The organism is Methylobacterium sp. J-090 (genome assembly GCF_022829345.1).
Taxonomy (GTDB): Bacteria; Pseudomonadota; Alphaproteobacteria; order Rhizobiales; family Beijerinckiaceae; genus Methylobacterium.
On sequence record NZ_JAKSXV010000015.1, the window covers coordinates 20,375 to 35,193 of the forward strand.

Annotated in this window: 14 protein-coding genes; 6 read left to right on the forward strand and 8 right to left on the reverse strand. The window is 71.7% G+C overall.

Going from position 1 to position 14,819, the window contains the following annotated elements; genetic code table 11:
• Position 1: 1 nt before the first annotated feature.
• The 7 genes from MKK49_RS01390 to MKK49_RS01420 form a co-directional block, all read right to left on the reverse strand.
• Complete coding sequence (locus tag MKK49_RS01390) at positions 2–1,705, reverse strand: response regulator (protein ID WP_244026249.1); 1,704 nt, start codon at positions 1,703–1,705, stop codon at positions 2–4.
• Entirely contained in the window at positions 1,702–2,748 is a 1,047-nt protein-coding gene (gene cheB, locus MKK49_RS01395) for a chemotaxis-specific protein-glutamate methyltransferase CheB (protein ID WP_244026283.1), read from the reverse strand. Before cheB ends, MKK49_RS01390 begins: the two co-directional genes overlap by 4 nt.
• 44 nt (positions 2,749–2,792) lie before the next feature.
• Complete coding sequence (locus MKK49_RS01400) at positions 2,793–5,054, reverse strand: response regulator (protein ID WP_244026250.1); 2,262 nt, start codon at positions 5,052–5,054, stop codon at positions 2,793–2,795.
• Positions 5,055–5,171: 117 nt separating this feature from the next.
• Positions 5,172–6,842: a methyl-accepting chemotaxis protein gene (locus tag MKK49_RS01405; RefSeq protein ID WP_244026251.1), complete on the reverse strand. Its 1,671-nt coding sequence runs from the start codon at positions 6,840–6,842 to the stop codon at positions 5,172–5,174.
• 48 nt (positions 6,843–6,890) lie between these two features.
• Positions 6,891–7,451 carry a chemotaxis protein CheW gene (locus MKK49_RS01410; protein WP_244026252.1) on the reverse strand — a complete coding sequence of 187 codons (561 nt, stop codon included), beginning with the start codon at positions 7,449–7,451 and terminating at the stop codon, positions 6,891–6,893.
• Positions 7,448–8,935 carry a CheR family methyltransferase gene (locus MKK49_RS01415; RefSeq protein WP_244026254.1) on the reverse strand — a complete coding sequence of 496 codons (1,488 nt, stop codon included), beginning with the start codon at positions 8,933–8,935 and terminating at the stop codon, positions 7,448–7,450. Before MKK49_RS01415 ends, MKK49_RS01410 begins: the two co-directional genes overlap by 4 nt.
• The gene (locus MKK49_RS01420; RefSeq protein WP_244026285.1) at positions 8,932–9,432 is read right to left on the reverse strand and encodes a chemotaxis protein CheW; all 501 of its coding nucleotides are present in this window, start codon (positions 9,430–9,432) and stop codon (positions 8,932–8,934) included. The genes MKK49_RS01415 and MKK49_RS01420 overlap by 4 nt, the downstream gene beginning before the upstream one ends.
• A gap of 210 nt (positions 9,433–9,642) precedes the next feature.
• On the opposite strand from MKK49_RS01420, the gene MKK49_RS01425 reads away from it, so the two are divergent.
• Both MKK49_RS01425 and MKK49_RS01430 read left to right on the forward strand, forming a co-directional pair.
• Complete coding sequence (locus MKK49_RS01425) at positions 9,643–9,903, forward strand: PepSY domain-containing protein (protein ID WP_244026256.1); 261 nt, start codon at positions 9,643–9,645, stop codon at positions 9,901–9,903.
• Between the two features lie 258 nt (positions 9,904–10,161).
• Positions 10,162–11,937 carry an acetolactate synthase 3 large subunit gene (locus MKK49_RS01430; RefSeq protein WP_244026257.1) on the forward strand — a complete coding sequence of 592 codons (1,776 nt, stop codon included), beginning with the start codon at positions 10,162–10,164 and terminating at the stop codon, positions 11,935–11,937.
• Positions 11,938–11,974: 37 nt separating this feature from the next.
• Here MKK49_RS01430 and MKK49_RS01435 read toward each other — a convergent pair whose 3' ends face one another.
• Entirely contained in the window at positions 11,975–12,865 is an 891-nt protein-coding gene (locus tag MKK49_RS01435; RefSeq protein ID WP_244026258.1) for a class I SAM-dependent methyltransferase, read from the reverse strand.
• A gap of 86 nt (positions 12,866–12,951) precedes the next feature.
• Between MKK49_RS01435 and ilvN the strand changes: the two genes are divergently transcribed.
• Genes ilvN through MKK49_RS01455 form a run of 4 tightly spaced genes read left to right on the forward strand, consistent with a single transcriptional unit; the run spans position 12,952 to position 14,795 of the window.
• Positions 12,952–13,494, forward strand: coding sequence for an acetolactate synthase small subunit (gene ilvN, locus MKK49_RS01440; protein WP_244026259.1), 543 nt, complete (start codon positions 12,952–12,954; stop codon positions 13,492–13,494).
• Positions 13,495–13,549: 55 nt separating this feature from the next.
• Entirely contained in the window at positions 13,550–13,789 is a 240-nt protein-coding gene (locus MKK49_RS01445; protein ID WP_244026260.1) for a MazF family transcriptional regulator, read from the forward strand.
• Positions 13,770–14,135 carry a type II toxin-antitoxin system PemK/MazF family toxin gene (locus MKK49_RS01450; protein ID WP_244026261.1) on the forward strand — a complete coding sequence of 122 codons (366 nt, stop codon included), beginning with the start codon at positions 13,770–13,772 and terminating at the stop codon, positions 14,133–14,135. Before MKK49_RS01445 ends, MKK49_RS01450 begins: the two co-directional genes overlap by 20 nt.
• Positions 14,136–14,156: 21 nt before the next feature.
• On the forward strand, positions 14,157–14,795 hold the full coding sequence (locus tag MKK49_RS01455; protein WP_244026262.1) for a glutathione S-transferase family protein: 639 nt from the start codon (positions 14,157–14,159) through the stop codon (positions 14,793–14,795).
• The last annotated feature ends 24 nt before the right edge of the window (positions 14,796–14,819 follow it).

Here is a 14,819-nt window from a genome sequence, read left to right on the forward strand (position 1 = left end):
CTCACCGCGTTTGGCGTGGAATGCCGATCACGAAACAGGCTCCGCCGCCCGGGGCGGCCTCGACCGTGAGGGAGCCGCTATGCGCCTGTACCACGGAGTAGGCAATCGCGAGGCCGAGTCCGGTGCCGGCGCCCACGGGCTTCGTGGTGAAGAACGGCTCGAAGATTTTCTCCCGCAGGCTTTCCGGGATACCCGGGCCGGTGTCGGAGATGCGGATCACGTCGAGGTCGTCGGTGCTCGCCGTCAGGATCGTGATGGTGCCGGCCTCCGGCATGGCGTCGGCGGCGTTGCCGAGGATGTTCATCACCACCTGATTGAGCAGGGCCGGGGTGCAGTGGATCTCGGGGCGTCCGGCCAGATCGCGCACCACGGCGATCCGGTCGCCGAGCTTGTGCTGGATCAGGGCCAGCACCGTGTCGATGGCGTCCGGCACGTTGACGAGGGTGCGCTCGCCCTCGTCGAGGCGCGAGAATTTCCGCAGGTTCAGGACGAGGTCCTGGATCCGGGTCAGGCCCATGCGCATGGCGCCGACCCGGTCGCCGCACTTCTTCAGGAGGCGCGGGGCCTCGGCCGTTCCGGGGGCCTCGACCACCTCGCCGAGCAGGCGCTCGACGGTGCCCTGGTGGGCGAGGATGAAGGCGAGCGGATTGTTGATCTCGTGGGCGATGCCGGCGACGAGCTCACCGAGCGAGGCCATCTTGGCGGCCTGGACGAGCTTGGCCTGGGCGTCGGTGAGCTTGCGGTTGGCGGTGGCCAGATCCGCGTTGGCCCGCTCCAGGGCGCCGGCGAGCGCCGCGCGGGCCTCGGCCGCCTCGGCCTCGGCCCGGGCCCGCTCCAGGGCGCGCTCGCGGGCGCCGAATTCCCCGGCGATGCGGCGGTTGTCCTCTTCGAGGAGCTTGCGCCGCACCAGGCTGCGCACGCGCATCACCAGCACGTCGCCGTCGACCTTGGACACCACGTCGTCGGCGCCCGCCGCGAAGGCCGCGACGAGGAAGTCCTTGGTGGGGGTGCTCCCGGCGATGCCGACCACGTGGAAGGTCGGGGCCCCCGCCTCGCGGGCGGCGATGTCGGCGGCCCGGCGGGCATCCACGGCCCGGCACAGGGCAAGGCCGTCATAGGCGGTGCCGAGGAGATCGATGGTGACGCAGTCGAAGGCGGCTCCGTCGGCGTCGAGGGCGGCGAGGGCCGCCTCCATGGTGTCGGCGGTGCTGACGAGGTGGCCCTCGTGGGCGAGCAGCCCGGCGAGGAAGGTGCGGTAGGTGGCGCTGCCGTCGACCACGAGGACGCGCCCGCGCCGGAAGCCCGAGGCCCCGGGTGCCTCGGAGCCGCCGCTCTGGCGCTCGCGCAGGAGGGCGCGGATGCGCAGGATCAGGATGTCGCGGTCGGCGGATTTCGCCACGTAGGCATCGGCGCCGCTCTCCAGGCCCTGGCGCTCGCCGTCGCGCGCGCCCGTCAGCATGAGCAGCGGCAGGGCGCGGGTGCGCAGGGACAGGCGCAGCTGCCGGGCGAACTCGTCGCCGTTCATGCCGGGCAGGTGGTGGTCGGCCACCACGAGGTCGGGCAGGCGGGTGTTGAGGTGGTCGAGGGCCGCCTCCGCCGTGGCGCAGCGCGCGACGGAGAAGCCGTGCCCTTCGAGCAGCAGGCGCAGTTCCAGCGCCTGGGTCTCGGAATCCTCCACCAGGAGGAGGCTCGCCGGGCCGGTCACGGCGCCGGCTCCCCGGCGGCGATGCGCAGGAGGTGGGCGGCGACCCGGTCGAGGGGCAGCACCGTGCCGGCCGCCCCCATCCGGATGGCGGCGGCCGGCATGCCGAACACCACCGCCGTGCTCTCGTCCTCGGCGAGGGTGGCGGCCCCGGCCCGGCGCATGTCGAGGAGGCCCGCCGCCCCGTCCTCGCCCATGCCGGTGAGGAGCACGCCGACGCCGCGCGGGCCGGCATGGCGGGCGAGGCTCTGGAACAGGGCGGTGGCGGCGGGGCGCTGCCCACCCACGGGCGCCGCATCGGTGATGCGCAGGCCGCCGCCGGGGGCGAGTTCGAGGTGGCGGTCGCCGGGGGCGACGTAGACCCGGCCGGGGGCCGCGCGCTCGCCGTCGCGCGCCACGGCCACGGGGAGGGCGACGACGCCGTTCAGCCAGGCGGCGAAGCCTTCCATGAAGGCCGGGCCCATGTGCTGGACCACCAGCACCGGCAGGGGGAAGCTTTGGGGGAGCGCTCCGATGACCCGGGCGAGGGCCGGCGGGCCGCCGGTGGAGGCCGCGATGGCGACGACGCTCGGCGCCTCGGAGGCGATGGCGGGGATCAGCGCACGCAGGTCGCGGGGCCGCCCGGCCCATTCCGCCCCGATGGGCCGGCGGCGGATCACCGGCACGGCGGCCATGATGCGCAGTTGCGTGCAGATCTCGGTGGCGACCGCATCGTAGCCCGCATGCGTGGTGGCGACGGGTTTCTCCACCACCGAGAGGGCGCCGGCCCGCAGGGCGTTCATGGAGATCCGCAGGGACGAATCCTCGATGGCGTCGGCCACCACCACGATGGGCGTCGGGCGCTCGGCCATGATCCGGCGGGTGGTCTCGAGGCCGTCGATGCCCGGCAGGCGGATGTCCATGGAAATGACGTCGGGCCGGGCGGACGCGATGGTGGCGAGCGCCTCCTCGCCCGAGGCCACGGCGGCCACGATTTCGAGGCGCGGATCGCGCCCGACGATGTGGATGAGGAGCTGGCGCACGACGAGGGAATCCTCGACGAGCATCACCCGCACCCGGGGCGCGTCGGGGGTCACGGCACTGGGTGCGGTCACAGCAATTGCCCGATGGTGTCGAGGAGACGGCGCTGGTCGAAGCTCTGCTTGGTCAGGTAGGCGTCGGCCCCGAGATCGAGGCCGCGCGCCACGTCCTCGGCGTCGCCCCGCGAGGTCATCAGGATCACGGGCAGGCGGGACAGGGATTCCTCCGCCCGGATGGCCTTGAGCAGGCCGAACCCGTCGAGGCGCGGCATCTCGACATCGGCCAGCACGAGGGCGATGGGCTCGATGCCGGCGCGCAGGCGCTCGATGGCATCCTGCCCGTCCACGCAGACGACGACGCGGTAGCCGGCCGCTTCCAAGATGCCCTTCTCCAGGGTGCGCGTGGTGATGGAATCGTCCACGACCAGGATGGTCGTCGCGGGGTTGGTGGCGCGTGTCGGCGAACGTGGGGTGTGACCGATCGTTCCGCCCCCGGCCCCCGGAGCCGGCGCGGCATCCGGTCCGGCCTCCGCCGCCCGGGCCACGAGCCCTTCCGGTTCGAGGACGAGGACGGGCCGGTCGCCGAGGATCACCGTGCCGGCGATGAGGCGCGGATCGGCGCCGATGGGCGGGGCCGGCAGGACGAGGTGGGTGCGGACCTCGCGCAGGGCGTCGACGGTGAGGAGGACGCGGCGTCCGCCGGCCCGCAGCAGCAGGGCGAGGATGCGCCCGCCGGCTTCCGCCCGTTCGCCGCCCGACCCGACGGGGACTGACTCGAAGAGATCGCGCAGGGCGACCACCGGCAGGGTCTCGCCGCCGTCCTTCGCGTCGATCCGCGCGACGGAGCGGCCCATGGCCCGGTCGAGCCCGGCCCGGTCGAGATGGACCACCCGCTCCACGGCGGCACTCGGCACCGCGTAGGTGGCGCGCGCCGCCTCGACGAGGAGCATCGGGCGCCGCGCCGCCTGCAGGGGCAGGCTCATGACGAGGTCGGTGCCCCAGGGCGCCCGGGGGCTCAGGCGCACATGGCCGCCGAGGCGCCGCACGGCATCGGCCACCACCGACAGGCCGATGCCACGCCCCGACAGGGTATCGACCTGCGCGGCCGTCGAAAGCCCCGGCTCGAACACCAGGGCGAGGAGCGCTTGCGGATCGTCCTCCGGGACGCTCAAGCCCCGGCGGCGGGCGGCCCCGGCGATCCCGGCGAGATCCGGCCCGCGCCCGTCGTCGTGGACGGTGACGACGAGGCGTCCGCCCCGCACCGCCACCGCGAGGCCGATGGCGAGGGCCGGCGGCTTGCCCCCCTGCCGGCGCCGCTCCGGCGCCTCGGCCCCGTGGCTCAGGGCATTGCGCAGGGCGTGCAGCACCGGGTCCTTCAGGGCCTGGAGCAGAGCCCGGTCCACGGGCAGGTCGAGGCCGAGGGTCTGGACCGCGATGTCCTGGCCGCCCTCGCGGGCGAGCTCGCGCAGGGCCCGGGGAAACCCGCCGAACACCGTCTCGGCCGGGACCAGGGCGAGGCGCTCGGCCTGTTCGCCCACCCGCGCCGCCGCCGCCTCGACGGCGGACGCCATGGTGAGGCGCAGGCGCGACAGGTCCGCCGCCTCGCGGGCGAGCGCCAGGAGGTCGGTCTCGAGGGTCCGAAGCGACGGACCCGTCGCGGCGGTCCCGCGCAGGCGCTCGGCCATGAGCCCGAGATCGGCCGCACGCCGGGTGAGCCGGGCGAGGCCCTCGGCCACGGCGGCCTCGCCGCCGACCGCGCTCGCGAGCTCGTGGCTGGCCCGGGTCAGAGCGTCGATGGCCTCGGCCGGGACGCGCAGGAGCGCACCGGTCTCGTGCGCCGGCTCCGGCGCCGGCTGGGCCGGCGCAGGGGCTGGTTGGACCGGCGCGGGGGCCGGGGGCGTGCCGGTCGGCACCGGCGCGGGGGGGGCGTGGAACGGCGCATCCGCCGCGGGCGTGACGGGGATTTCGGGGTCGAGGCAGCGGTCGAGGGCGTGCAGGGCGTCGTCCGGCATCGGCGCCCCGACCCCGTCGTCGAGGCCGCCGACATAGGCCTCGATCCGGTCCAGGGCGAGGTGGACCGCCGCCTCCGCCGCCCCGTCGAGGGCACCGGTCCCCGCGACGATCCGGTCGAACAGGGTCTCCAGGCGATGCGCCACGGCCTCCACCGCAGGCAGGTCGACGGCCCGGGAGGCCCCCTTCAGGCTGTGCGCCCGGCGGAACACGTCGTTCCAGTCGAGCGCCTCCGCCCCGCCGGCCAGGGCGGCACGGATGGCGTCGATATGCTCGCGATGCTCGACCTCGAAGGCCGCGAGGAGAAGCTGACGGATGTCCATCCGGTGCGTGTCCGTCCGCCGCTTAGAGCCGTTTCCGCAGGTGCGGAACCGGCCGCAAGTCCTTCGTTAACCATGTCTTCGTCATGGATGAAGTCTCGGTTCGCGCGGCACAAAACGTCAATGGCGGTAGCGCTCGGCGAGCGTCATCAGGGCCTGGGCCAGCTCGGTGAGGTTGGCCGACGCCGCCTCGACCTCGCGGGTGCCGGCCGCCGTCTGCTGGCTCGCCTGCCGGATGTTCTGGAGGGCGCCCATCACCTGCTCGATGCCGAGCTGCTGCTGGTTCGTCGAGGCGACGATCTGCTGGAAGGTCTGGACGCTCTCCTCGACCTTGGCGGTGATCTCCTCGATGGTCCGCTGGGTGGTGTCCGAGCGGGCCTTGCCGGCGGCGGCGCGCTTGACCGCCTCCTCCGTCAGCATCACCGACGTGTTGATGCCGCGCTGGATCTCGCCGAGGATCGTGCGGACCTGCCCCGTCGCCGCCTTGGCCTGATCGGCCAGGAGCTTCATCTCCGAGGCCACGACGGCGAAGCTCCGCCCGCTCTCGCCGGCGGCCGCCGCCTCGATGGCGGCGTTGAGCGCCAGCAGATGGGTGCGCTCCGAGATGTCGTTGACGGTGGTGATGATGTCGCCGATGGCCTGGGTCTTCTCGGACAGAGCGACGATGTTGCCGGCCACCGCCTCGGCCTGCTCGCGAATCGCCTCCATGGCCCGGGCCGTGTCGGCCACCGCACGCAGGCCCGCCCGCGAGGTCTGGGCGGTGGATTGGGCCGTGGCGATGACCTCGCCGGCGCGCTTGCCGATCTGGGCGCCCGAATGGGTGATCTCGTCCACGGTGGCGGCCGTCTCCTGCACGGCGGCGAACTGCTCCTCGACGGAGGCCGCCTGTTCCTGGGCCGAGGCACGGATCTCGGCCGCCGCGGCGTTGAGGTCGGCGGTGGCGGCGCGGTTGGTCCGCGCCAGGTCGGCGAGCCCCGCCACCATGCCGTTGAGGGTGCGGCCGAGGCGGCCGATCTCGTCGTTGCCCCGGGCATCGAGGGTGCCCGAGAGGTCGCCGTCACCGACGCGCTCGGCGAACCGCATCACGTCCTCCAGGGGCTTGACCACGCCCCGCCGGATCAGGGCGGTGACGAGGATGCTGAGCAGCACGCTCGCGGCCAGGGTCAGGACGATGGACCACAGGCTCCGGTCGTAGATGTCGGCCGCGCGCTGCTGTCCGGCGGCGATGCCCTCGTCGAGGGCCTCGCGGGTGCGCTCGATATCGGCCAGGAGCACGTCCTGCATCCGGTTGATCGGTTCGTTGCGCGCCTCGATGGCATCGGTATCCCGGGCCGTGATGGCGGCGAATTGCGGCTCGCTCACCGCTCGCAGCTGCCGGAAGTCGTTGGCCGCCAGACCGGCGGTGTCGGCGAGCTTCTTCCAGGCCAGGGCCCGGGCCGGGGAGGGCGCCGTGGCGGAATAGCCGTTGGCCGTGCGAACGATGTCGCCGAACAGCCCCTCCGACTCCTGCCCGATGCGCCGCCAGGTCTCGACGGTCTGGGTCAGCTCCGACTCGGGACGGTTGCGCATGAGTGCGGCCATCACCGCGTTGCGCCTGAGAAGCCCCATGTCCCGGGCCTTGTTGCCGAGGTCGTCGAGCTGGCGCGCCACCGTCAGGTCCCGCTTGACGATGGTGTTCATGTTCTCGCGCACGGCGCTGATCTGGTCGAGGGCGTAGAGGCCGAGCGCCAGGATCACCACCGTGATGGCGACGAAGCCGAGGAGGATGCGTTTTCCGATGGAGATCGACACAGGCTGGCTCAATGCTCCGCGAAACCGGCACGCCCCGGGCGGGCGGCGTCAGGACAGGTAGCGCCGGAGGAGGCGCGGCAGATCGACGACGACGAAGCCGGGGCCGTCACCGGCGCCGGCCTGCGCCGGGGCATAGCCCGAAACCGCCTCGGCGCCCAACCCGGTGGCGGCCGGGGCGAGGAGACCGGTGCCGGAGGCGGGACTGTCCGGGTCGGGGACCGCGACGGCGGCGACGCCCTCCACCCGATCGACGGCGAGGGCCACCATCGCCGCGCCGCCGCGCAGGACCACGATGTGGCCGGCACCGGGCTCGGTGGCATCGGTCCGTCCGAGGGCGCGGGCGAGCCCGAGAAGGCTCACCACCCGGCCCGACAGGGCGATGACGCCGAGGAGGGCTGCGGGCGCACCCGGCACGGGGGTGACGGAGCGGGCGGCCAGCACCTGCGCGACCTGGGTCAGCGGCAGACCGTAGCGATCCTCGCCGCAGGTACAGACGAGGAACGGGCGCAGGGGCGCCTGGTGCTGCGCGGCCCCGTCGCGGCCGGCCAGGGCGCGGGTTCTGGCCTCCCGCAGGCCACGCCGACGGGCGATTTCGGCGGCTCGGTTCATCGGGCGGGCTCCTCCACGGCGGAACGGGCCAAAGCCGCGCTCTGCGCCAGTTCCCGCGGCCCGAGTCCATCGGCCTCGGCCAGATGCGCCCCGGCGGGCAGGGTCTGACCGAGGCGGATGGCGTTGTCGAGGAATCGGCGGCCCTCCGCCGGCCGCGCCACGGCGATCAGAAGCAGGCCGAGCTGATAATGGGCCATGACGAAGCCGGGATCGAGGTAGAGGGCGCGGCGCCATGCGCCCTCGGCCTCCGCCTCGCGCCCCAGGGTCCGCGCCAGGAGCCCGTCGTAATAGTGCAGGGCCGCCTCCATCGGTGCGACACCGAGCGCCGCCCGCGCCCGGCGCCACGCCTCGGCGGTCTCGCCGGCGTCGCTCAGGGCGCGGATCTGCGCGAGATCGTCGGCCCGGACCGCATCGCCCCCTTGCGATCGGGCATCCGACGTATCCGGCCGCGACGTTTCGGCGAACGCGGATACGGGCGGCCCATCCGCGGCGATGAGTTCCACGGCGACGGGGCTGCCCGCTTCGGCGGGCGCCTCGCCGATCCAGGGGAAGGCGGGCTCCCAAACGGCCGGGGTAGCGACCGGGAAGACCGGCGCGCCGGCACCACGCGGACGGTACGCGACGGTGCCGGGCAGGTTCAACGCCTCCAGGGTCTGGGCGAAGGCCGGGTTGGGCTCGGCATGGCCGATGAGAAGCCAGCCGTCCGGTACCAGGCGCCGGCCGAGGCCCCGCACGATGCCGAGCACCACCTCGGCCTCGAAGTAGATCAGCACGTTGCGGCACAGGATGAGGTCGAAACCGCTCGGCTCGGGCGGCGCGGTGCCGTCGACGAGTTCCATCAAGTTGCGGCGCTCGAAGCGCACCATCCGGCGATACTCCGGGCGGAGGGTGTAGGTGCCCTCGCGGCCGGGGCCCGGCAGGATCGGGCCGGGCGCGAAGTAGCGCAGGCGCTCCTCCGGCGGCAGGGTGCGCAGGGCCCAGCGGCCGTAGAGCCCAGCCCGGGCGGTCGCCAGGGCGGCGGTGCTGATATCGGTGCCGGTGATGGTGATGCGCCATTCGGGCAGGGCGGGCCCGAGGAGTTCGTGCAGCAGGATGGCGAGGGAGTAGGGCTCCGCCCCCGTCGAGCAGCCGGCACTCCAGATCCGCAGGCGGCGCTCGTGCGACCGGGCCGCGATCAGGCCGGGCAGGATCGTGCCGCGCAGGGCCGCGAACTGCTCGGCGTAGCGGAAGAAGAACGTCTCGCCGATGGTGATCTCGGCCTCGAGGGCCGCCCATTCGGCCGCCCCCAGATCCCTGTCGTCGAGGAGTGCGGCGTAGGCAGCGGCGTCCGGCAGAGCGTTGGCCTTGAAGCGCTTGCGCAGGCGATCCAGCAGCAGGTCGTCCTTGTCGGCGTAGTAGTGGTGGCCCGTGCGCGCGATGATCCGCGCCTTGAGGGCGGGGAAGGCCGGATCGGTCTGTGGGCCTGACCGGACGGGTCGCCTCATGCAGGACCCTGCCCGAAGCTGGCCAAGCGCCCGGCGGCGGCGCGGGTCAAGGCATCGAGGCGCTGATGCTCCTCGGCGCTGAGCAGTCGGGCAAGCTCCAGCACGTGGATCATACGGCCGCCATGGGCGATCTCGGCCGCGACGCATCCGTTGAGGGTCCGGGATTCGTCCACGGGCCGGATCGCCGAATCGAGGACGACGACGAGATCGTCGGCCCGATCGACGAGGAAGGCCATGGCGGCGTCCATGTCGAGGACGAGATGGCGATAGGGGTCGTCGGCCTCGTCCTCCGCCCGCGCCGGCACGCCGAGGAGGCGGGCGAGATCGACGACGGGCACCGGCACGCCACCGAGGTTCAGGAACCCCGCGAGGGGACCACCCGCCGCCGGGGGGGCGTGCAGGTCCGGCAAGGGAAGCACTTCGCGCACGGACGCCCGCGCCAGGGCGCAGGGCACACCCGCGACATCAAGGAGGAGGAAGGCGGTGGTCGAGGACAGTGGATTTTTCCCAACGCTGCTCTTCGGGCGCGGTGACCGCTGACCGGCGGCCGAGCAGCCCCGCTTCAGATAGGACGGAGAGGGCCGGGCGGGCAAACGTTTCGCGGCGGAAGGCCCCGCGTTTTGACGAGCCGGTGGGCATGGGATCTTGCAGGCCTAGGTAAGCGATGCGCCCGATGGGTGCGCTCCTCACCAAGGACCAAGCCTCGCATGCGCCGGATCAAGCACCTCGCCCTCACCCTGGCCCTCTGCCTCGCTTCGGGCGCGGCCGCCGCGGATACGCCGGGCGCGGACTGGCTGACACCGGCCCAGACCAGGCAGGCCCTGAAGGCCGCGGGCTATTCGGAGATCACCAAGCTCGAGGCCGATGACGGCCATTGGGACGGCGAGGGCATCAAGGCGGGCCGCCGGATGAAGTTCGATGCCGATCCCCGCACCGGCGCCGTCCTGGGCGAGGTTCCCGTCGAGTAGACCCGCGTTGACCCGAAGGATCGTGTCGGGTATGAAGCCCGACACGATTTTCGATCCGCCACGTCGGCGGGCGAACAGACAGAACGATTTTCCGATGCGTGCCATCCTCATCGTAACGAAAGCGCCACCGACGGGGCGGCCCTGACAGCAGGGGTCGCGATCCGGATGGTGGCGCATGCAGGGTCCCTCGGGGCCCTTTTTTGTTGCCGCGAGCGAGAGACGAGACGGATTTCAGGACAGGTTCGAGGAGCACAGGCGATGGGCGGCGAGGTCATGACCGGGGCCGAAATGGTCATCCGGGCGTTTCAGGATCAGGGTGTCGATACGCTGTTCGGGTATCCCGGCGGCGCGGTGCTGCCGATCTACGATGCGCTCTACCATCAGGACACCCTGAAGCACGTGCTCGTGCGCCACGAGCAGGGGGCGGTCCACGCGGCCGAGGGCTATGCGCGCTCGTCGGGCAAGGTCGGCTGCGTCCTCGTCACGTCGGGACCGGGCGCCACCAACATCATCACCGGCTTGACCGACGCCCTGCTCGATTCGATCCCGCTCGTCTGCATCACCGGCCAGGTGCCGACGCACCTCATCGGCACCGACGCGTTCCAGGAATGCGACACCGTCGGCATCACGCGCCACTGCACGAAGCACAACTACCTGGTCAAATCCATCGCCGACCTGCCGCGCATCCTGCACGAGGCCTTCTACGTCGCCTCGAACGGACGCCCCGGGCCCGTCGTCGTCGATCTGCCGAAAGACATCCAGTTCGCCAGCGGCCTCTACGAGCGCCCGACGCGGAACGGCCACAAGACCTACAAGCCGGCGTTCAAGGGCGATGCGGCGCAGATCCAGGCCGCCGTCGAACTCATGGCGAACGCGCGCCGGCCGATCCTCTACACCGGCGGCGGCGTCATCAACGCCGGGCCTCATGCTTCGGCACTCCTGCGCAAGCTCGCGGCCGAGACCGGGTTCCCCGTGACCTCGACCCTGATGGGCCTGGGTGCCTTCCCGGCATCGGACGAGAAGTTCCTGGGCATGCTCGGCATGCACGGGACCTACGAAGCCAACCTCGCCATGCACGAGTGCGACGTGATGGTCTGCGTCGGCGCGCGCTTCGACGACCGCATCACCGGCCGCCTCGATGCGTTCTCGCCGTTCTCGAAGAAGATCCACATCGATATCGACGCCTCCTCGATCAACAAGGTCGTCAAGGTCGATGTCGGGATCGTCGGCGATTGCGGATCGGTTCTGGAAGACATGCTCGCCGCCTGGAAGGCTCTGCCGACCCGGCCGGACCCGGAGCGCTTCGACGCCTGGATGGCCAAGATCCGCACCTGGAAGGCGCGCGACTGCCTCGCCTACTGGCCGTCGGGCACGATCATCAAGCCGCAATACGCCGTCCAGCGCCTCTACGAGGCGTGCAAGGACCGCAAGACCTTCGTCACCACGGAGGTCGGCCAGCACCAGATGTGGGCGGCGCAGTACTTCAAGTTCGAGGAGCCGAACCGCTGGATGACCTCCGGGGGCCTCGGCACCATGGGCTACGGCCTGCCCGCGGCCATCGGCACGCAGCTCGCCAACCCGGACGGGCTCGTCATCGACATCGCCGGCGAGGCCTCGATCCTGATGAACATCCAGGAGATGTCCACGGCGGTGCAGTACCGCCTGCCGGTCAAGATCTTCATCCTGAACAACGAGTACATGGGCATGGTGCGCCAGTGGCAGGAGCTGCTGCACGGCTCGCGCTACTCGCAGAGCTACTCCGAGAGCCTGCCCGATTTCGTCAAGCTCGCCGAAGCCTACGGCGCCAAGGGCATCCGCTGCGAGAAGCCCGGCGACCTCGACGCGGCGATCCAGGAGATGCTCGACTACGACGGCCCGGTGATCTTCGACTGCGTCGTCGACAAGAAGGAGAACTGCTTCCCGATGATCCCGTCGGGCAAGGCCCACAACGAGATGATCCTGTCGGACTACCTCGGCGAGACCGGGGCCGAGATCGGCGACATCATCTCGGAAGAGGGCAAGATGCTGGTCTGACGCGCTCCCTGCCGGGTTGCCGCCCGTGCCTCACACCCTAGCGCGTGTCGCCGAGGCGGCGCGCGTTGCCCAACCGGCTGCGCCAACCCGGCGCGGCCGGGCGCGGGGCATGCCGGTTGGGCCGGGGCGTGAAGGCCGCCCGTTCGGCCGGGGTGGCGGTCTCGCATTTGCGCAGGAGGGCGAAGAACTCGATCTCGCCCGCTTGCGTCGGGGTGACCTCGGCGAAGGCGAACGGCACCAAGCCGATGGCGATGACCTCGCCGAGAGCGGAGACGAAACTGTCGGGGGTGAAGACGCTGCAATGCACGTCGATCGTTCCGCCGGTCTCGTGGACGCGCCGCGCATGCTCCAGGCCGGCCTCCGGCCCGTGCCCCTCGAACAGGGGGAAGCGGGTCTCGCGCCCGGACCAGACCGCGCCGGCCTCCACCCGCATCGCCCGGGAAAAGTGCTCGTAGACCTGGGCCGGGCTCGGGCGCGTGGCGCGGGCGAGGTGGGCGCCGACGAGGTCGCCGGCGGTGGTGAGGCTGCGCCCGCGGTCGAAGGTGAAGCGCATGTCGGGCACGGCGAGGAACAGCAGGCCGTCCTCGCGCAGGGCCTCGGCGCAGTCGCACAGCCAGCCGACGGCGTCGGGCAGATGCTCGATGACGTGGGAGGCGACGATGTAGTCGACGGGGCCACGGGGGCCGAGGGCCTGTGCCAGGGTCTGGTGCTCGAGGACGAGATCGACCTCGACCAGGGCGCCGCGCGCCTGCGGGCCGGCGGCGGCGTGGCCGGCGTACTTGCGGGCGAGGCCGTCCGTCGAGAGATGGTCGGCGTAGAGGATGTCGCCGTCGCTGCGGCGCACGAGGGGCCGGTCGAGGGGGCCGAGTTCGACGCCAATCCGGCCGTGGGGCCTCACGGCGGCGAGCGTGCGCTGGCGACTGTCCATGGGCGGCGCGGTATCATGACGCTTGGAACGGGTCCAGCTTGGAGCCGGGCGGGCAGACAATCGAAGAGTAGGAACTGGGGCAAGCCATGAACGCGATGAACACCCACTACCCCGATGCCGGCCGCGTCGAGCCCGTCAACCGGCACACGCTGGCCGTCATCGTCGACAACGAGCCCGGCGTGCTCGCCCGCATCTCGGGCATGTTCTCGGGCCGGGGCTACAACATCGAGAGCCTCACGGTGTCGGAGACCGAGGTGGCGCGTCACATCTCGCGGATCACCATCGTCACCACCGGCACGGACGCGGTGATCCAGCAGATCAAGGCGCAGCTCGATCGGCTCGTGCCCGTCCACCGGGTGGTGGACCTGACGCTCCAGGGCACATCCCTCGAGCGCGAACTCTGCCTCGTGAAGGTCGCGGGCACCGGCGAGCACCGCACGGAATCCCTGACGCTCGCCGCCGCCTTCGGCGCCAAGACCCTGGACGCGACCCTGACCTCGTTCGTGTTCGAGGTCACCGGCACCACGGAGGAGATCGACCGCTTCATCGGCCTGATGACGGTGATCGGCTTGGTGGAGATTTCCCGCACCGGGATCGCCGCGATGGGGCGGGGCGCCGAGGCGATGTGAGGCCTTTCCGCGGGACGGTGGTAGTGTCCTCCTGCTGAAGGAAAGGTCTCTCGTCATGAAGGCCAAGCTCAACCAGACAGGGGATGAGTTCGTGATCCGGATTCCCGCGAAGGTGGGTCGCGAGAACGGATTGAGCGATGGGCAGATCGTCGAGATCAGCCCACGCGGCCTTGTCCCCACGCTCGACGAGATGTTGGCCGAGATGGATCGTCTCGGTCCGACCCATCGGCCGGAACTCTTGGATTGGGGGCCGGACGTCGGCACGGAGATCGTCAATGACGACTGGAGCCGCTGAGGCGGCCCTGCCGGATGCAGGCGATCTCGTCTGGGTCGACTTCCGCCCGACTCTGGGCCGCGAGCAATCCGGTGTCCGGCCGGCGCTCGTTCTCACCAACCGGGGCTTCCATCAACGAAATGCCACCGCGATCATCTGCGCCGTGACGTCGAATGTGGCTCCGTGGCCGACCAAGATCATCCTGCCGGACGGACTTGCGGTGACCGGCGCCGTCCTGTGCGATCAGATCCGTTGCGTGGATCGCACGAGGCGTGGTTTCCGACCGATCGGAAAAGTCCCCCCGGATGTCTTGAAGGATGTCCGAAGCACGGTCGCAAACCTTCTCGGTCTGCACCTCGATTTCTGAATGCGTCGAGAAAAGAACGGCATGACCACCCTCTACTACGCCCCCGGCGCCTGCTCGCTCGCCTCCCACATCGCCCTGGAAGAGACCGGCGCGGCCTTCGAGACCGTGCGGCTCGATCTCGCCAAGGGCGACCAGCGCGCCGCGGAGTACCTCGCCGTCAACGAGCGCGGTCGCGTGCCGGCCCTGGTGGAGGAGGGCTGGGTCCTCACGGAGAACACGGCGATCCTGCGCCACGTCGCGCGCGTGCACCCGGACGCCTCCCTCTGGCCCGAGGATGCCCGCACGCAGGCGCGGGCCGACGAATGGCTCGCCTGGCTCTCCACGAACCATCACATCGCCTACGCCCATGTCCGGCGGCCCGAGCGCTACACCACCGACGAGGACGCCCATCCGGCCATCAGCGCCAAGGGCGCGGATACCTGCGGCGACCTCTTCACCATGACCGACGTGAAGCTCGCGGGCGGCGGCTGGGCGCTCGGCGACCGCTACAGCGTGGTCGATCCCTACCTGCTGCTGTTCTGGACCTGGGGCCGCGGCCCGGCGCTCGGGTTCGACATGGCCGAGCGCTTTCCCCATTGGACGGCGCATGCCCGTGCCATGGCGGCGCGTCCCGCCGTGCAGGCGGTCTTCGCCCGCGAGGGCCTCCGGCTGCCCGCGTGAGCCTCATGGGACGCGGTCCGATGA